We start from the raw sequence: 19309 nt of genomic DNA, 5'->3' as shown, positions 1-19309 counted from the left end.
AAAAACGCATGACGTAACTCTTTATTCGTGGTCTTTTAACTGTTTCATGTTGATAAAAGATTCTTATTTAAAAGTAGGTTTGATATCTTCTATTTGCAGCTGTATTTCTCCACGCTTATGTGTATTTTCTTCGATGGTATAACAGATATTGAACGATTGTTTTGTTTTGATGTACCGCGCTTGCGAACTTTGTCCGAAAGCGATACCGTTCATTACGTTGTTCGATTTGTTATCCACTAATTCCAGTTTGATATGTTCTTGGTCTCGTCCTACTACCTTACTTGTTCCGTAATCATACACATTCAGCGTAGCAAATATCGGTTTATGATTATCCGGTCCAAAAGGATTGAACTTCTTCAAATCGAAAAAGAACTTAGGCGTTATGTCTCGGAAATCCAACTGCGCATCAATATCGATGGTTGCGCTGGTTTGCTCCGGAAGGATGTGATTTGTGACATACTCTTCGAAGCGTTGGGTAAATTCCGGAACATTTTCGATTTTCATCGAAAGTCCTGCCGCGTACGTATGTCCTCCGAAGTTTTCCAACAAGTCACGGCAGTGCTCGATAGCCTTATACACATCGAATCCCGAAACAGAACGTGCCGATCCGGTAGCAAGGTTATCGGTTCGTGTCAGTACCACTGCCGGGCGGTAATAGATTTCCGTTAGGCGGGAAGCAACGATACCGATAACACCTTTATGCCAATCTTCGTTATAAATAACAATAGAACGGCGTTCTGACAGGTCAGAAAGATTGTCTACGATTTTGTTAGCTTCCTCGGTCATACTCTTGTCCAAGTCTTTCCGCGTTTCGTTATACCGGTTGATTTGGTTACTTTTTTCAAGAGCCACCTGAAAATCTCTTTCAATCAAAAGGTCGACTGCCTCTTTGCCGTTTTGGATTCGTCCCGAAGCATTGATGCGAGGACCTATTTTGAAAACGATGTCACTCATTGTGATTTCTTTTTCCGAAAGCCCACAGACATCGATGATAGCTTTCAGTCCTACACTTGGATTGGAGTTCAGTTGGCGCAAGCCGTGGTAGGCCAACACGCGGTTTTCTCCCATGATGGGAACGATATCTGAAGCAATGCTGACAGCTACCAAGTCCAAAAGCGGAGTTAGTTGATGAAACTCGATACCGTTGTTCAGTGCAAAAGCCTGCATGAACTTAAACCCCACGCCGCACCCCGACAAATGGTCGTAAGGATACGTTGAGTCTTTTCTTTTGGCATTTAAGATAGCCACGGCAGGGGGAAGCACTTCATCGGGCACATGATGGTCGCAAATGATAAAGTCGATGCCTTTTTCTTTGGCATACATGATTTCCTCTACCGCCTTGATTCCACAGTCTAATACGATAACTAATTTTACTCCTGTTTCGTAGGCATAGTCTACTCCTTTCTTTGATACGCCATACCCTTCATTGTAGCGGTCGGGAATGTAGTAGTCGATATTCGAATAGAATTGTTGAAGGAATTTGTAAACCAATGCGACCGCAGTTGTTCCGTCTACGTCGTAATCTCCGTATACAAGGATACGTTCCTTCTTCCCCATAGCTTTGTTAAGACGTTCTACGGCCTTGCTCATGTCTTTCATGAGAAACGGGTCGTGGAGTTCGTTGAGCTGGGGACGGAAAAAACGTTTAGCTTTGGCAGCGGAAGTTATTCCTCTTTCCAATAATAGCTTGCACAGGATAGGACTGATTCCTATCTCTTTAGCCAAAGCCTTAGCTGCTTCCCTTTGCTCTTGTGTAGGAGGTTGATAGTTCCATTTGTAGTTCATTTTATATGTTTTTTTCTTTCTTTTTCTTATCAGGTGAATGCTGTCTTGCAGAGGCTTTCTGTTTAGATTACGAGAAATCTTTCGTTGTTATCAGCAAACTCTCGTAGAAAGAGCCTTGTAATTCGTTTGTGCATTCAATCCGTAAAGTTAGAAAAAAAGAAAGAAAAAACGGTTGATTCTGCTATTTATTTTGCAGAATCAACCGTTTTATTATTTGTAATGGGTCTATTTAAGGTAATTATAAGCCCAATTTCTTAGCGATGTGAGCCGGAATAGCATCTTTGTGAATCAAGATATTCATGGTTTTGTATTTGGCAAATGTTTTCGAAGCATACCAGATGCCTTTGTATTTGCCTGCCTTACCCCATGAGTTCTTTACCATGTAGTATTCTTTGCCGTTCTGGTCTTTAGCCAAGCCGTAGATAAGCATACCGTGGTCGTCGGTTGTTTCCCAGTTGTCGAATGCTTCCTGACGCATTTCCTGTGTTACTTCGATTTCGGGAAGCGGTTTGCTGGTCAGCTCTTTGCGTTTGTCAGCTTTGCTCAGCCCCAACCAGTGCGCCATGTCAGAACCCGTAAGCTCTGCACCTTTTGCCACGTTCGGGCATACGGCGATACCGTCGCGGGTAAATCCGTCTTCGCTTACGTCAGCTCCCCAAGCAAATGTATAGCCATTGTTTACGGCGTTATCCATAACCTCCATCAGTTCGTCGATAGGAAGATTATATGACAAGGCGTTGCGCCAGTTGTCTTGCACTTCGATGAAGAACTGCGTATAGAACGGATGATGTGAGTATGAGGTCAGCGATACGTAATCATCGGGGTTCAATCCCAAAACGTTATCGGCAAACGTTCTCGGCGTATAAGTTTTGCCTTTATAGGTAAACTCTTTCGGACATTCGCCCAAATACGTGTCATAGATGGCGCAAAGTCCGTTCTTCCATACCGGAGACAACTTGCTGTGACGGCCTTTTCCGATGGCTTCTACATAAGCGCCGGCTACGGCATCCAGTTCATTGTGGTTAGGCAGTGAGTCGCCGTACATAATGCCCGGCATTGCTTCTTGCGGAACCATACCATACTTTTCGTAGCAAACCAAGATGTCTTCAAAACTTCCTCCCGGCGAGAAAGAAGCATCACCGTGATAACGCACGTAGTTTGCTCCGCGTTCTTCCATTGTTTTATGTACTACAAACATTTCCGACAAATCAAACTCTCCTTTTCCTAAACGCAAGAGTTCTGATTCAAGGAAGCCTAATGTAGAAAACGACCAGCAGGTGCTTGACTGGTTTTGGTTCTTAATAGAAGTGATAGGGTTTTCTTTTACTGTGGTAAACACGAAACCTTCTTCTGTTGTTTTGTCTTTCTTAGGAGCTTCGGCATATACATTGCTGAAACAAAGACCTAACGCAGCGAGTGCAATCAGTTTATTCATTGGATATAAATGTTTATTAAGGTATTATTTATTAGTTATTCATTCATAATGGTTTCTACTTCGTCGATGGTAATAGGGATATGCTTTTCGCCCGTAAAGCGTGAACCATCGGCGGTGATAAGTATATCGTCTTCCAACCGGATTCCACCGAAATCTTTAAAGGTTTCAATGCGGTCGAAGTTCAGGAATTCAGTGTGCAGCTTTTCTGCCTTCCACTTATCAATGAGTGCGGGGATGAAATAACAGCCCGGTTCGTCGGTGATTACGAAACCTTCTTGCAGGCGGCGTCCCATCCGCAGTGAGGCGAGTCCGAATTGCGTAGAGGGTTGTACTTCATCGTCGTAGCCCACGTAGCATTGTCCGAGGTCTTCCATGTCGTGAACGTCAAGTCCCATCATGTGTCCCAGTCCGTGGGGGAGGAACAAGGCATGTGCTCCGGCTGCCACCGCCTCGTCTACATCGCCTTTCATCAGTCCCAAATCTTTCAGTCCTTGTGTCAAAACTTTGCAGACTTCCAAGTGAACCGATTTGTAAGTCACGCCCGGACGAGCCAGCTCCAACGCCTTGTCATGACAAGCCAGCACGATGCTGTAAATGTCTTTCTGCCGGGGAGTGAATTTTCCGCCCACGGGCACGGTACGTGTGTGGTCAGAACAATAATAGTTCATCAGTTCCGCTCCGGCGTCGGTCAGCATCAGTCTGCCTGCCTCCAGCGTATGGCTGTGGTCATGGTTATGAAGTGTTTGCCCGTTTTGTGTAAGAATGGTAGCAAAAGAAACCATCCGTCCGTACGACGAAGCGATACCGTCTAACACGCCGGCTATGTATTGTTCTGACACGCCCGGCTTACACAGGCGCATGGCAGCGGTGTGCATTTCGTAGCCCACGTTACAAGCCTTGTCGATTTCTGCTATTTCACACGGCTCTTTTACTGACCGCAGTTCCACCACCGCTTTTATCAACGGCAGCGAAGCGTGTTTTTTGGTCAGCGAAGCACGGATACCGGTCAGTTCTTCCAACAGCAACATGTTATCATATCTGTATGGAGGCAAGAAGTGAACCTTCCGTCGCAGCGAGAGAGCCTTGCTTACCGTTTCTTTCAGTTTGTCGAACGGAAAACTTTTCGCAACTCCCACCTGTGCGGCAAGTTCTTTCACACTGGGTTGCGGACCCATCCAGATGATGTCGTCCATGTCTACATCGTTACCGAAGAAATATTCTTCGCCGCTGTCTGCATCGATAATGCCTGCATAACCGGGATGAGAATGGCCGAAGAAATAAACAAACGAACTGTCTTGACGGAATTTATAAGTATTGTCCGGATAATTTGCCGGAGCTTCGTTGTTTCCCAATATAAGGATAATGCCGCTGCCCACTTTTTCGCGTAAAGCCTTGCGGCGTTTTTGATAAGTTAATGCGTCAAACATGGTTCCTTTTCTTTTATGTTACAATCGTATGATATTTCTTTCTTTTTTTGAAATGCAAATGTAATAAATAAATCAAAGATGTGGCGAGTTTGCAAGGAAAAATATATATTTGCGAAAACACGTATGTGTTTTCAACAGATTAAAACGGAGGACATGGGATATGGAAGTCGATTTTCAGAAAATGGGCTTGGTACTTGAAGGCGGAGGTATGCGCGGGGTGTTCACCTGCGGGGTACTTGATTATATGTTGGATTATAACATTGAGTTTCCTTATGCTGTGGGTGTGTCGGCGGGGGCGTGTAACGGCTTGTCTTACCTGTCGCGCCAGCGCGGAAGGGCGAAATACAGTAACATCGACCTGCTCGACAAGTATCATTACATCGGGCTGAAGCATTTGTGGTATCAGCATAGTATTCTTGACCAGCGTTTGCTTTACGAGATTTTTCCCGAAGAAATTCTTCCTTACGATTACGATACTTATTTCAACAACCCCACACGGTTTGAGATGGTTACCACCAACTGTGTTACAGGGCGGGCGTGTTATCTGGAAGAAAAACACGATAAAGTGCGTCTGCTTGCCATCGCCAAAGCATCGAGCAGTCTGCCCTACGTTTGTCCTATTACGTATGTCGACGGTAGGCCGATGCTGGACGGAGGCATCGTCGACTCGATTCCCGTAGAACGTGCCATAGAGCAGGGGTATGCGTTTAACGTAGTGGTGCTCACCCGCAACCGGGGTTACCGCAAGACAGAGAAAGACATTCGTGTTCCACGGTTTGTTTACCGCCGTTACCCGCGTTTGCGGTTGGCGTTAAGCCGTCGGTGTGAAGCGTATAACAAACAGTTGGAGATGGTGGAACGCATGGAAGACGAAGGGCGTATTCTGGCTATTCGTCCGGAGCAGAAGGTAACGGTAAACCGCATTGAACGGGACACCAAAAAACTGACGGCGCTGTACGAAGAAGGCTATGCTTGTGCGGAGCGGGTATTGGCGAAATATATAGCGTCGGAATAGTCTTTTGACAGCGTTAGACGGCGCCGGAAAACGCTACCGCTTGCGTACCTCGGTCCATCCCATAGCGTTGACAAGTTCTACCGCTTGCGTGCCCCGGTTCATCCCATAGCGTTTTTAATCGCTGAACGGAAGTTTCAGTTGTACCCATTGGGGCGTGTTAACATGCTGTTCGTCAGTGTCTTCTTTGGGATTCGATACCGAAAGCCCTATCAGACGCACGGGGTGATGTTCGTAATCCACTTCTTTTAGCAGCGTTTTGGCAAGCGGTAAAATCTCATCTAACGTGCGGAGGCTTTTCCGTGTGCTGAGGCTGCGCGTTATCTGCACGAAATCGTTGAACTTTATTTTCAGGGTAAGTGTCGTGCCGTTGAAGTCTTTCGCTTTCAGGCGTTCTGTCAGTTCGCACGCCACGTGGTACAGCTCAATGATAACCGAACTTTTCAGGCTGATGTCTTTCTCCAGCGTATGTTCGCAGCCGATAGATTTACGTACGCGCACAGATTCTACCGGGCGGTTGTCTATGCCGCGGGCAAACTCATAATAGATATTTCCGGCTTTTCCGAACTGGCGTACCAGCATCTCGCGCGAACATTCACGCAACGTCTTCCCGTTATAAACCCCTAACAGATGCAGTTTCTTTGCCGTGACCGGACCTACGCCCCAAAACGATTCGATGGGCAGGTGGTCGATGAAGGCCTGTGCTTGGTCGGGGTGGATGGTGCAGAGTCCGTCGGGCTTGCGGTAATCGGAAGCAATCTTTGCCAGAAACTTGTTGTATGACACCCCTGCCGATGCCACCAAATGCAGCTCCTCCCGGATGCGCTGTTTGATTTCGCGCGCAATGTCTACCGCCAGTTCGATTCCTTTTTTGTTATCTGTCACATCGAGAAACGCCTCGTCGAGCGAAATCGGTTCGATAAGATCAGTGTAATCGTGGAAAATCTCGTGTATTTGGCGCGATACACTTTTATAGACCTCCATTCGTCCTTCGATAAAAATCAGTTGCGGACAAAGTTTGATGGCCTTTTGTGAAGGCATGGCGGAACGCACACCGAACTTGCGTGCCTCATAGCTTGCAGCAGCTACTACGCCTCGCTTTTCGGCATGACCCACGGCTACGGGTTTTCCTCTCAGTTCCGGATTGTCCCGTTGCTCCACCGATGCGTAAAAAGCATCCATGTCAATATGGATAATTTTGCGTTTCGTATTCATGAAAACAAAATCCTTTCTGCAAAATTAATCAAACTTTCTTGGGCTATCCTAAAAATCCTTTGTACTTTTGCTTGCGTTTATATTAACTGTACCAATGTATAGTAGTTATGATGAAAGATGAAATTAAACGTGCATGTGAAGTCATGCAAAAGGGTGGCGTGATACTTTATCCTACTGACACAGTGTGGGGTATCGGATGTGACGCAACAAACGAAGAAGCCGTAAAACGAGTTTATCAGATAAAGCAGCGAGCAGACAGCAAGGCTATGCTGGTACTGGTGGACAGTCCTGTTAAGGTGGACTTTTATGTGAAAGACGTTCCGGGCGTGGCTTGGGATTTGATAGAGTTGACAACAAAACCTTTGACTATAATTTACGATGGAGCGCGTAATTTGGCTCCGAACCTGATTGCGGCAGACGGCAGTGTGGGTATCCGGGTTACTTCCGAGGCGTTTTCAAAAGAACTGTGTTTCCGCTTCCGCAAAGCCATTGTTTCAACTTCTGCCAACATCAGCGGACAGCCTGCTCCGGCGGTGTTTAGCGAAATAAGCGAAGAAATCAAGCAGGCAGTAGATTATGTGGTCGATTTCCGCCGTGAAGAAACCGGACATCCGAAGCCTTCTTCCATTATCAAGTTAGGCAAGGGAGGCGAAGTGAAGATTATAAGAGAATAAATGTTTGGCTTGTTTCTTCAGGAAACAAGCAGCGGCATCATGAGGTTGCCTTTATACATTATATATATATAACACAATAATGAACATAGCTGACGAAAACAATAATTTACTTCAACGACTGTTGGTCTGGCGCGAGAAACATATCAAAGACAAACAATTTATTTTGATTTTAAGTTTCATCGTCGGAATCTGTACGGCACTGGCGGCGTATGTGTTGAAGTTTTTAGTAGAATATATTAAAGAATTTCTTACCGATAATTTCGATTCAACCGGAGCCAACTGGCTGTATTTGGTTTATCCGGTGGTGGGTATTTTTCTGACAAGTCTCTTTATCCGGAAAATAGTGCGCGATGACATCAGCCACGGAGTTACGAAAATCCTTTACGCTATCTCCCGCCGTCAGAGCCGCATTAAGCGTCATAACGTATGGTCGTCTATCTGTGCTTCGGCTATAACCATCGGTTTCGGTGGTTCGGTAGGAGCGGAAGCACCTATTGTGTTGACAGGCTCTGCCATCGGTTCGAACTTGGGCAGCATTTTCCGTATGGATCACAAGACACTGATGTTGCTCGTGGGATGCGGTGCCGCAGGAGCTGTATCGGGAATCTTTAAAGCCCCCATAGCCGGCTTGGTGTTTACGCTCGAAGTGCTGATGATTGACCTGACGATGGCATCGCTGCTTCCGCTGCTGATAACCAGCGTGACGGCAGCATCGCTTTCATACGTGCTGACGGGTACGGAGTCGATGTTTTATTTCCACTTAGACTATCCGTTTGCGATGGAGCGCGTTCCCTATGCCATCGCGCTGGGTGTTTTTTGCGGGTTGGTGGCTTGGTATTTCACCTGTTCTATGAACTGGATAGAAAATATTTTCCGCCGCTACTCTAATCCGTACGTGAAGTTTGTGATAGGAGGTACGATGCTGAGTATTTTAATCTTCCTCTTTCCCCCGCTTTACGGCGAAGGCTATGATACGATTTCGCTGTTGCTTAACGGAACCACTTCGGCAGACTGGGACACGGTGATGAACAATTCACTGTTTTACGGCAACGGGCATCTGTTGGTAATCTATTTGCTGCTGATAATCTTGTTTAAAGTATTCGCTTCCAGTGCCACGAACGGTGGAGGCGGTTGCGGTGGTATTTTTGCTCCGAGTTTGTTTCTGGGATGTATAGCCGGTTTCGTATTTTCGTATGTATGCAATGAATTCCATATCGGAAACACTTATATCCCTGAGAAAAACTTTGCGCTGATGGGAATGGCTGGTCTGATGTCGGGCGTGATGCACGCTCCGCTTACCGGTGTATTCCTTATCGCCGAGCTTACCGGAGGATATGCCCTGTTCCTGCCGTTGATGATTGTTTCGGTGTGTGCGTATCTTACCATCATCATCTTCGAACCGCATAGTATTTATTCCATGCGTCTGGCAAAGAAAGGTGAACTGGTGACACATCATAAAGATAAGGCGGTACTGACTCTGATGAACATGGAGAGTGTGATTGAAACAGACTTTCAGGTAGTGCGCCCCGATATGGATTTGGGAGAGATGGTAAAAGCTATATCCAAATCAGGACGAAATCTGTTTCCGGTGGTAGATGTGAATAATGTTCTTTTGGGCATCGTACCCTTGAACGACATTCGCAACATCATCTTCCGGCAAGAGTTGTATCACCGTTACCGTGTTGAAAATTTCATGGTTACGCCCAAAGCGTGTATCAAAATCACAGATTCGATGGAAGAGGTGATGCGGAAGTTCGATGAAACCGGGGCATGGAATTTACCGGTTGTAGATGAAGAAGGAAGGTATAAGGGAATTGTATCTAAATCGAAGATGCTGACAGCATATCGTCAGGTATTGGTCGATTTATCAGCCGAATAAATAAATTTTTGTATCATGGAAAAGAAAGATTTGAGAATCGTATACATGGGAACTCCCGAATTTGCTGTTGAGAGTTTGAAGCGTTTGGTTGAGGGAGGATATAATATAGTAGGGGTGATCACGATGCCCGACAAACCGATGGGACGTCATGGCAGTGTGTTGCAACCCAGTCCGGTGAAGCAGTATGCCGTATCGCAAGGCTTGAAAGTGCTTCAGCCTGAAAAACTGAAAGACGAAAGTTTCGTGGCAGAGCTGCGCGAACTGAAAGCCGACCTTCAGATTGTGGTTGCTTTCCGTATGCTGCCCGAAGTGGTTTGGAACATGCCCCGTTTGGGGACGTTTAACCTTCATGCCTCATTGTTGCCCCAATATCGCGGAGCTGCTCCTATCAACTGGGCGGTTATCAATGGTGAAACAGAAACCGGCATTACAACTTTTTTCTTGAAGCATGAAATTGATACGGGAGAAATCATTGACCAAGTACGTGTTCCGATAGCCGATACGGACAATGTAGGCGATGTATATGAACGCTTGATGAATTTAGGCGGCGATTTGGTTGTAAAAACAGTCGACTCTATTCTTGACGGTAGTGTAAAGACTGTTCCGCAAGATAAATTGGCAGAAGGAGAAGTCCTGCGTCCGGCTCCTAAGATTTTCAAAGAAACCTGTCGCATAGACTGGAGTAAAGGCGTGAAACAAATTTATGATTTCGTGCGCGGACTGTCGCCTTACCCGGCAGCATGGACTGAACTCTGTCAAGGCAGCACTGCCCCTCAGGTATTGAAGATTTATGAAACCGATAAAATATTTGCCGAACATTCGTTTGAACCCGGAGCGGTTGTAACGGATAAGAAAACCTATTTCCGCATAGCCGTAACAGATGGCTATATAAACATCCGTTCCTTGCAACTCGCAGGGAAGAAACGGATGGGCGTGGCTGATTTCTTACGAGGCTATCATCATGAAGATGGAGCTGTGGTAAAGTAATCGATTTTGAGCAAAATTAAAACGACAGGCTCTTATTTGTTGTTGCTGTGTATGCGGCTCGTATTGATTTCTTTTTGATTCAGAGTTTGACCTTTAGAGATTTCGCAAGTAGCGTGTGGGTTTGTTCCATTATTATAATAAACGCGGAAACCTTTAAAGGTTGAGTTCTGATATTCAGGAATACTGGACAGATTGAACGATACAACACTCCAAAACACATCTTTCTGCGAATCACCTTCTGCATTGTGGCGCAGCTCAACAGGCAACCATCCGTTTTCATCCAGTTTGCAGTCTTTATTCAGCAACAAGCTGAGACGATGCGGCTTTTCTCGGTCATTTCCTTTTATGTAAACTTCAATGTTCAGGTGTTTGGCACTGATAGATATGCCTGTAATCTGAACCGGGTCATTTCCGAAATCGGTATCGTTCTCGCTTATCAATGAATCGTTACGGAGGTCGTTGGCATCTTTTGTCAAAACCTTATATAGTTCAACAATGTCTACAATGCGTTGCTCCCCGTCAGGCACCATAGCTTCCAAATCGCTGGCGGGCACACTCATTAAGACCCGTTGTCCGGTAGTATCCAGTTTGGCAGATGTAAAATAGCCCGGATTGGAAGGTACTAATATACCGTGCGAATCCGATTCTACCATTAGCTCATCTTCATTAATGACTGTTCCTAATGTCAGATAAAACAGTGATTTCGAATCATCTTCATTTAAATCGCAAGAAGAAATGATTGAACTGCATAATAACACACTTGCAATAAGATATATTTGCTTAAAGACTTTCATTGTATTTTATTTTTTTGTCTCTAAAATAAGCTGAGACAGAATTTACTGCACTCTTTTGTGTTAAAACACATTAACAGAAGAAAAAGATGCTGTTACGTGCAGTATTTTTGCATTTGCATCATTTATAAACCAAAAGCACGAGACAAATAATATGACAGAAGAGGAACTGGCGTTGCAGTGTCAAAAGGCAGACACAAAGGCACAGAAAGAACTGTACGAAAGGTACGGGGGTGTGTTGTTTGCCATTTGTCTTCGTTACATAGGTAATAGGGAAGAAGCCGAGGATGTATTCCATGATGGATTTATCCGCGTGTTTCAATCTATAAAAAATCAATTTGCTTATCAAGGAGTAGGCTCGTTGAAAGCATGGTTGTCTCGTGTAATGGTTAATGAAGCGTTAGGATATTTGCGTAAAAAGAGCATACAGACCAAACAAGAAGTTTTGATGGATGAAATACCGGATACACAAATATCAGATGATGAAGATGTGAACAAGATTCCGCGTTCGGTATTATTGAAGCTGATTAGCGAATTGCCGGACGGGTATCGTACAGTGTTCAACCTTTATGTGTTTGAAGAAAAAAGTCATAAAGAAATAGCAGCATTGTTAGGTATAACCGAACATACTTCTTCTTCGCAATTTTATCGTGCCAAAACTTTGTTAGCCAAGAAAATTAATGAATATCGAAAGAAACTATAAGTGATGGAAGACGAAAAGTGGATACAAAACATACGTAATCGGATGGACGATTATTCGGAACCACTGCCTCCCGATATGTGGAGGAAGCTGGAGAAGGATTTAAATGTCCCTAAGGTAATACCGTTATGGAAGCGGTGGCAATTTGTGGCTGCGGCAGCGATGATAGCTGTTGTCTTTTCGGTAGGTGTATGGTTTTGGACTTCACCTATGGCTGATTCGTTAAGTGATAAAGGGAAGTTAGCCCAGCAAGAGGAACAGGCTGTATTGGAAGATAACAAACCTTTTATTCCGGTAAATGAATCTGAAAACTTAATATTGGCGAAAGCCGAAACAAATAAGGATGCGGAAGATATTGAAGCGGTATCGTTGGCATCACAGAAGGTTTTGGAAGAAAAAATTGTAGCTGCTCCGGAAGTAGTAAAGGTAGAAAACATTTATGCAGAACAGCCGTCGGAAATGCCTCAGTCAATGAATAAAGCCGACACGAAAAAAGATGATGAAACAGAAAAAAGGATGCAGCTTCTTCGTGCTACCCGTAAAGCGGACCGTGAACAAGTGAAACGTAATGCTTATTGGACCGAAAAGAATACTGACCGCAAGGAACAGAAATGGCAGATGGGACTTGCTGCCGGTAATACGCCGTATTCTTTTTCCAATTCGTTCGGCGGATTCGGACGTATGGTTTCACATGCTGTTAAGAGTAGTGCCGATGGTCTGCTGATGAATCCTTTGTCGAATGAAACCACGGCATATAACCAAGTATTATTCAATAACCGTGAACAGTCTTCGAAAACGGAAGTCCATCATCGTATGCCGGTAAGTGTCGGTGCATCCTTTAAATGGCTTTTAAATAAAGATTGGGCTATCGAAACCGGATTGTTCTATACCCTGCTGTCATCAAATTCCCATTCCGGCTCTGATTCTTATATGGAAGAAGAATGGAAGTTACATTACATCGGAATACCACTCAAAGTACATCGCTCACTTTGGCAGAACGAACGTTTTAATTTCTATGTTTCTGCAGGGGGGGCTGTTGAAAAATGCGTTTCAGGCAGCTTGGAAACTGTATATGTAACAGGAAGTAACGAGCATGAGAAGATTAATTCTTCTTTGGACGTCGATCCGTTGCAGTGGTCTGTGACAGGAGCCGTTGGTGCGCAAGTTAATTTCACACGCCAGATCGGGCTGTACATCGAACCGGGTATAGCGTATTATTTCGACGATGGCAGTGATATAGAGACTTTCCGTAAAGAGCATCCTCTGAATTTTAACTTGCAATTAGGACTGCGTTTTAGTTTTTCCAAGTAAATAGAAACAGACGAAATTATCGAATTAAGACTGAATTCTTTGCATTGTGATAAAATATCTTTATCTTTGAATCATATTAGATGATAAAGGTCAAAAGAAAGATATGGCGAAAGAAATAAAAGTCTCTCCTTCATTATTAGCTGCTGATTTTGCTGACTTGCGTGGAGAAATGGATAAAATTAATTCCAGCGAGGCTGATTGGTTACATTTGGATATAATGGACGGAGTGTTCGTTCCGAATATTTCATTTGGTTTCCCGGTTTTGAAATATGTTGCAGAACTTTGCAAGAAACCGCTCGATGTACATCTGATGATTGTACAACCGGAGAAGTTTATTCGTGAAGTTCGTGCATTGAATGCCATGATGATGAATGTGCATTACGAGGCGTGTCCGCATTTACATCGGGTAGTTCAGCAAATTAAGGAGGCAGGAATGAAAGCCGGGGTAACTCTAAATCCTTCCACGCCGGTTTCTTTGCTTGAAGATATAATAGAAGATGTCGATATGGTGCTGCTGATGAGCGTAAATCCGGGCTTTGGAGGACAGAAATTTATTCCGCATACCTTGCAGAAAGTACGCAGCTTGCGCGAACTTATAGCACGCAAAAATGCCCATGCGCTGATTGAAGTAGACGGAGGAGTCAATAACAATACTGCTCCGGAGTTGATAGAAGCGGGCGTAGATGTCCTTGTGGCGGGAAGCGCAGTCTTTAAAGCTCCAGATATGAAAGAGGCTATTCACCAACTTAAAATAATTAAAGGTAAGTGAGAACGATACCTCCGTTTGTCGCTTATCCGTTGTTCCGGTTGACTGTTTGGTTGGCAACCGGAATTTTTTTGTTCGATTCGATAGCGTCCGACTGCCTGCCGTGGACTTCGGTGGCGATGGCTTTCGGAGTTTCCGTATTGATTCTTTGCTGTTTTTATCGCACTTTCAAATATAAATATCGCGCTTTGTTTGGTGTGTGTGGCTGCCTGTCATTCGTACTGCTTGGCGGAACTTTGGTTCTGAAAGAGCGGGAGGCTGTTTACTATCCGTGGGACGGAAGAAAACAAGTTTATTACGGAGTGGTAGAAACGGTGCCCAGCCCCAAAGGTAAAACGTTACGGGCGGAAGTACGTGTAGCTTCTGTGTTTAATCCGGCCGACACACTTGGCGGGAGAGTTGTAAATCGCTCTGTGCTGCTCTACTGGATGCCCGACAGTCTTGCCCCCGCATTGCGCTGTGGCGATAGTGTTTGTTTTTATGCCCGTATTTCGCGTCCCGATTTCAAAGAAGCACGTTTTGATTATGCAGAATACCTCATGCGTAAAGGTATCAGTGGTACTGCGATGGCTTTTGCGGGAGACTGGCAGCGTTTGCCTAACCGCAGCGGGCTGACTTTCCGGCAAAAGGCTGCCGGAGTACAACGTCAGATAACGGATATGTATCGCAGGTGGGGGCTTAAAGATGAAACATTGGCAGTGGTATCTGCGCTGACGGTGGGCGAGACCGATGGTTTGACTCCTGAGATCAAGGCTGTTTATAATGCTACCGGAGCAAGTCATGTGTTGTCTCTTTCCGGACTGCATGTGGGCATTTTGGCAGGTATGTTGATGTGCTTGTTCTATCCCTTCAGCCGGTTTCCGGTGGGGAAAAAATTCGTTTCCTGCCTGATCGTTGTTGCTCTGTGGGGATTCGCAGTCATGTCGGGGTTAAGTCCGTCGGTAGTACGTGCCGTAGCCATGTTCTCGCTGTTCATTTTCGCTTCGTTGGTTACGTCAGAGCGTTTTTCGGGTTTTCTTACGCTTACGCTGACGGCATTTCTGATGCTGCTTTACCAGCCGTTTTATCTGTTTGATGTCAGCTTTCAACTTTCGTTTGTGGCAGTGCTTGCCATACTTTGTTTTTATCCGGTATTTTCCGGTTGGTGTCCGCTTTGTTCAAAGCCCTTTCGCTATGTATGGAATCTGTTGTCACTTTCTTTGGCTGCCCAATTAGGGACACTGCCTTTCGTGCTTCATTATTTTGGAACATTTCCTACTTATTTCTTGCTGGCCAACTTGCTTGTATCTCCCTTGTCGGTCTGTATTTTGGGCTGTGCATTGGGGGCAATTCTCCTGTCGGTTGTTTTTCCTTTTGGGGGAATGTGGGCAGTAAAGGCGTTACAGTTTTCTACCGTAGCCCTGAACGATTCGATGGCTTGGATTCAGCAACTCGCCGGTTCTCAAATTACTTCTTTTTATATCTCCGCTTTCCAGTCGTTAGCCTTATGCGCGTGTATGGCTTTCTTCTATGCCTATTGGTATAACCGGAAAGCCTCTTGCCTTGTCGGAGCACTGGTTGCCCTGAATGCTTTTGCGGCAGGAAATGTGTTCGCCTGAGCGGGTGGTTTGATACCCGTTTTACGCTATGGGATGTTTTGCTCCGTTCATCCGCTAATGTTCATTGGTTCATCCCATAGCGTATAAGAACGTATGCGGATGTTTTTTTCGCCGTTTCATGTCCGGGTTTAAGAGCTTGTTTTTAATTTTGTTCGGCTTCAGAGCCTGTCGTTTCAATTTTGCTCTGTCTCAGTTTCTTAGAAATTGTTTTGAATTTATCGTGCGATGATTTGAGATGAGTTTTTGAGTCATTTTCACTTGTGTGATGAGGAAGATAGCGGGCTATCTGACGAAGAACAGAAGCGGAAAGGACCAAAAACTTGCCTAAAGCACACACGAAAATGAATACATCAAGCCCAGAAAACTTTTTGGAGAAATTCAGAACAGTTTCTAAAATTCTTTTCGGCGAAAAATGCAGTCGGCTCAAGAAATAATTCGTAATTTTGCTTCTTCATTATAGAATAAGAGAAAAATATGTTGTCAAAAGTTATATTACAAGCCAATATTGATAAGGTTGAAACCTATTTTAACCGCGCCGATAAAATAGTTATCGTTACCCACGTTTCGCCGGACGGCGATGCTTTAGGCTCATCGTTGGGGTTATACCACTTCTTGAGCGGGCAGGGGAAAGACGTGCGCGTGATTGTTCCGAACGCTTTTCCTGATTTTTTGCGCTGGATGCCCGGTGCAAAAGACATTGTGCGCTACGATAAATATTCCGATTTTGCCGATAAGCTGATAGCCGAAGCAGACGTGATTTGCTGCCTCGACTTCAATGCTTTGTCACGCATCGACGCCATGGCAGAGTCTGTAAAGGCAGCCGAAGGGCGGAAAGTGATGATAGACCATCATTTAAATCCCGAACCGTTCTGTCGGGTAACGATTTCGCACCCCGAAATCTCTTCTACTTCCGAACTGATATTCCGGCTGATTTGCCGCATGGGATGTTTTGACGACATTACCCGTGAAGGAGCCGAATGTATCTATACGGGGATGATGACCGACACCGGAGGCTTTACATATAATTCGAACGACCGTCAGATTTATTTCATCATCGGTGAACTGCTGTCGAAAGGGATTGACAAAGACGAGATTTACCGTAATGTTTTCAATACGTATTCCGAGGGACGTTTGCGCTTGATGGGGTATGTGTTATACGAAAAAATGCAAGTATTCCCGCAGTTCCGCGCCGCGCTCATCTGGCTTACCAAAGAAGAGCAGGGCAAGTTCCATTACGTAAAAGGCGATACCGAAGGTTTTGTCAACATGCCTTTGCAGATGAAAGGCATTTGCTTTTCGGTTTTCTTGCGCGAAGATACTGAAAAACAAATGATAAAAGTGTCGCTCCGTTCGGTAGGGGCTTTCCCGTGTAACAAGGTGGCTGCGGAGTTTTTCAACGGAGGCGGACACTTGAATGCTTCCGGCGGAGAGCTTTACGGAACAATGGACGAAGCCATTGCGCTCTTTAAGCAGGCACTGGTTAAGTATGAAAGCCTCTTGTTGAAGAATTAATAATAAAATTCGTTATTTATTTTTTATCGTATATGTACTATATGAGGCAATTTATTACTTTTGTCGCCATAAAATAAAAAGAAGCATGAAGAAAATACATTTACTGATATTGTTTGCCGTTTGTGCAGGTTTTTTCGTTTTTCAGAGTTGCGATAACAGCAAGACTTATGCCGAGATGGAAGAGGAAGAACGTGACGCCATCAACCGTTTTAAGGATGAACTTACCGATTCAATCGGCGCTACATTTATCAGCGAAGACCAGTTCTTGGCACAAGACTCTACCACCGGAGCAAATGAATTTGTTTTGTTCGACGAAACCGGAGTGTATATGAACATCGTAACACGCGGCGACGGCGAGGTGTTAGGAGAGGGAACACACAATATATTGACACGCTTTGTCGAGATAGCGTTAAGCAACAACGATCAGGTAGGATGTTCGGTGGGCGATACGCTGGCTATAAATTGGGGAGTTTATTCCTCCTATTCTCAGCCGGATGAGATTCGCGTGATGATTAGCGGAAGTTCTTATTCCGGTTCGTTTGTGGGCAATTCGGTAATCTATGACACTCACAATTCGGTAGCCGTACCTTCAGGCTGGTTGCTCCCGCTGCGTTATTTGAAACTGGTACGTACCACCGATTCAGAAAAGATATCCCGTGTCCGTCTGATTGTTCCCCACAGCGAAGGAACAAGTACGGCTATCTCGGCGGTGTATCCGTGTTACTACGAAATAACTTATGATTTGGTAAAGTAAACCAATAGGAATCTAATAAATATGACACTGATTAAATCTATTTCCGGCATCCGCGGAACGATTGGCGGACATGCAGGCGAAGGACTGAATCCTTTGGATATTGTGAAATTTACTTCGGCTTACGCTACACTTATCCGTAAGACCAGTAGTGTGAAGAGCAATAAAATTGTAGTAGGCCGTGATGCCCGTATTTCGGGTGAGATGGTGAAAAACGTGGTATGCGGTACGTTGATGGGGATGGGATTTGATGTCGTAAACATCGGATTGGCTTCTACACCCACTACCGAGTTGGCCGTAACGATGGAAGGAGCATGTGGCGGAATTATTCTGACTGCCAGCCATAATCCCAAACAATGGAATGCTTTGAAGTTGCTTAACGAACGCGGAGAGTTTCTGAATGCAGCCGAAGGCAATGAGGTGCTTCGTATTGCCGAAGCAGAAGCGTTTGAATATGCCGACGTTGACCACATCGGTAAATATACAGAAGACAATACGTATAACCAGAAACATATCGACAGCGTTTTGGCATTGAAGCTGGTCGACGTGGAAGCTATCCGCAAGGCTAATTTCCGTGTCGCTATCGACTGTGTCAATTCGGTGGGCGGCATTGTTTTGCCTCAGTTGTTGGAGCAGTTGGGAGTACAGCATATAGAAAAACTTTACTGTGAACCTACGGGCGATTTTCAGCATAACCCCGAACCTTTGGAGAAGAATTTGGGAGATATCATGAGCCTGATGAAAGGCGGTAATGCCGATGTCGCTTTCGTAGTCGATCCTGATGTAGACCGTTTGGCTATGATTTGTGAAGACGGAACCATGTATGGCGAAGAATATACGCTGGTAACCGTTGCCGACTATGTGTTGAAACATACCCCCGGAAATACGGTTTCCAACCTCAGTTCTACCCGTGCCTTGCGCGATGTTACCCGTAAATACGGTATGGAGTACAACGCTTCGGCAGTAGGCGAGGTTAATGTGGTAACGAAGATGAAAGAAACACATGCCGTAATAGGTGGTGAAGGAAACGGCGGTGTAATTTACCCTGAATCGCATTACGGACGCGATGCGCTGGTAGGCATTGCACTTTTCTTGAGTCACTTGGCACACGAAGGTAAAAAAGTGAGCGAGTTGCGTGCTTCTTATCCGAACTACTTTATTGCTAAAAACCGTATCGATTTAACCCCCGAAACCGATGTGGATGCTATTTTGGCGAAAGTGAAAGAACTTTATAAGGATGAAGAGATAAATGACATCGACGGAGTGAAGATCGACTTCCCCGATAAGTGGGTTCATTTGCGCAAGAGCAATACAGAGCCGATTATCCGCGTTTATTCAGAGGCTTCTACAATGGAAGCGGCAGATGAACTGGGTAAACAGATTATGGATGTGGTTTACAGCCTGACATGAAAATAGGATAAACGGAAAAACGATATGAGGCGTATGGCAAAACAAACTGCCGTACG

Annotated in this window: 16 protein-coding genes; 11 read left to right on the top strand and 5 right to left on the bottom strand. The window is 45.0% G+C overall.

Going from position 1 to position 19309, the window contains the following annotated elements; all coding sequences use genetic code 11:
• Positions 1-63: 63 nt before the first annotated feature.
• From recJ to H9626_RS05245, 3 genes are all read right to left on the bottom strand, one after another.
• Positions 64-1785, bottom strand: a complete 1722-nt coding sequence (recJ, locus tag H9626_RS05255; protein ID WP_191709782.1) for a single-stranded-DNA-specific exonuclease RecJ — start codon at positions 1783-1785, stop codon at positions 64-66.
• A gap of 238 nt (positions 1786-2023) precedes the next feature.
• On the bottom strand, positions 2024-3220 hold the full coding sequence (locus H9626_RS05250; protein WP_178256002.1) for a C1 family peptidase: 1197 nt from the start codon (positions 3218-3220) through the stop codon (positions 2024-2026).
• Positions 3221-3255: 35 nt separating this feature from the next.
• Positions 3256-4647 (bottom strand): aminopeptidase P family protein, encoded by a 1392-nt coding sequence (locus H9626_RS05245; protein WP_191709781.1) that lies wholly within the window; start codon positions 4645-4647, stop codon positions 3256-3258.
• Between the two features lie 160 nt (positions 4648-4807).
• Between H9626_RS05245 and H9626_RS05240 the strand changes: the two genes are divergently transcribed.
• Positions 4808-5662 carry a patatin-like phospholipase family protein gene (locus H9626_RS05240; protein ID WP_191709780.1) on the top strand — a complete coding sequence of 285 codons (855 nt, stop codon included), beginning with the start codon at positions 4808-4810 and terminating at the stop codon, positions 5660-5662.
• 114 nt (positions 5663-5776) lie between these two features.
• Here the strand turns inward: H9626_RS05240 and dinB are convergent, their stop codons facing one another.
• Positions 5777-6874 carry a DNA polymerase IV gene (dinB, locus tag H9626_RS05235; protein ID WP_178256005.1) on the bottom strand — a complete coding sequence of 366 codons (1098 nt, stop codon included), beginning with the start codon at positions 6872-6874 and terminating at the stop codon, positions 5777-5779.
• A gap of 110 nt (positions 6875-6984) precedes the next feature.
• Between dinB and H9626_RS05230 the strand changes: the two genes are divergently transcribed.
• From H9626_RS05230 to fmt, 3 genes are all read left to right on the top strand, one after another.
• Complete coding sequence (locus tag H9626_RS05230) at positions 6985-7548, top strand: L-threonylcarbamoyladenylate synthase (RefSeq protein ID WP_178256035.1); 564 nt, start codon at positions 6985-6987, stop codon at positions 7546-7548.
• A gap of 79 nt (positions 7549-7627) precedes the next feature.
• Positions 7628-9427: a chloride channel protein gene (locus H9626_RS05225; protein ID WP_178256006.1), complete on the top strand. Its 1800-nt coding sequence runs from the start codon at positions 7628-7630 to the stop codon at positions 9425-9427.
• 15 nt (positions 9428-9442) lie between these two features.
• Entirely contained in the window at positions 9443-10414 is a 972-nt protein-coding gene (fmt, locus tag H9626_RS05220; protein WP_191709779.1) for a methionyl-tRNA formyltransferase, read from the top strand.
• 32 nt (positions 10415-10446) lie between these two features.
• Here fmt and H9626_RS05215 read toward each other — a convergent pair whose 3' ends face one another.
• Entirely contained in the window at positions 10447-11208 is a 762-nt protein-coding gene (locus tag H9626_RS05215; protein WP_178256008.1) for a NigD1/NigD2 family lipoprotein, read from the bottom strand.
• A 151-nt stretch (positions 11209-11359) separates the two neighbouring features.
• On the opposite strand from H9626_RS05215, the gene H9626_RS05210 reads away from it, so the two are divergent.
• The 7 genes from H9626_RS05210 to glmM all read left to right on the top strand — a co-directional run bounded on the left by H9626_RS05210 (position 11360) and on the right by glmM (position 19253).
• A complete protein-coding gene (locus tag H9626_RS05210; protein ID WP_178256009.1) occupies positions 11360-11908 on the top strand; it encodes an RNA polymerase sigma factor in 549 nt (182 codons plus the stop codon).
• Positions 11909-11911: 3 nt separating this feature from the next.
• Entirely contained in the window at positions 11912-13216 is a 1305-nt protein-coding gene (locus H9626_RS05205) for an outer membrane beta-barrel protein (protein ID WP_225230880.1), read from the top strand.
• A 103-nt stretch (positions 13217-13319) separates the two neighbouring features.
• On the top strand, positions 13320-13985 hold the full coding sequence (rpe, locus tag H9626_RS05200; RefSeq protein WP_178256011.1) for a ribulose-phosphate 3-epimerase: 666 nt from the start codon (positions 13320-13322) through the stop codon (positions 13983-13985).
• Positions 13982-15580, top strand: a complete 1599-nt coding sequence (locus H9626_RS05195) for a ComEC/Rec2 family competence protein (protein ID WP_191709777.1) — start codon at positions 13982-13984, stop codon at positions 15578-15580. Before rpe ends, H9626_RS05195 begins: the two co-directional genes overlap by 4 nt.
• 474 nt (positions 15581-16054) lie before the next feature.
• The gene (locus H9626_RS05190) at positions 16055-17092 is read left to right on the top strand and encodes a DHH family phosphoesterase (protein WP_191709776.1); all 1038 of its coding nucleotides are present in this window, start codon (positions 16055-16057) and stop codon (positions 17090-17092) included.
• A gap of 85 nt (positions 17093-17177) precedes the next feature.
• Positions 17178-17846, top strand: coding sequence for a BamK family beta-barrel-assembly machinery protein (bamK, locus tag H9626_RS05185; RefSeq protein ID WP_191709775.1), 669 nt, complete (start codon positions 17178-17180; stop codon positions 17844-17846).
• Between the two features lie 21 nt (positions 17847-17867).
• Complete coding sequence (gene glmM / locus H9626_RS05180) at positions 17868-19253, top strand: phosphoglucosamine mutase (RefSeq protein ID WP_178256015.1); 1386 nt, start codon at positions 17868-17870, stop codon at positions 19251-19253.
• The last annotated feature ends 56 nt before the right edge of the window (positions 19254-19309 follow it).

It is taken from the genome of Phocaeicola faecium, from assembly GCF_014837055.1.
Lineage (GTDB): Bacteria > Bacteroidota > Bacteroidia > Bacteroidales > Bacteroidaceae > Phocaeicola > Phocaeicola gallinarum.
The sequence above is the reverse complement of the archived record's forward strand: the minus strand, read 5'-3'. Positions and strand labels throughout refer to the sequence as shown.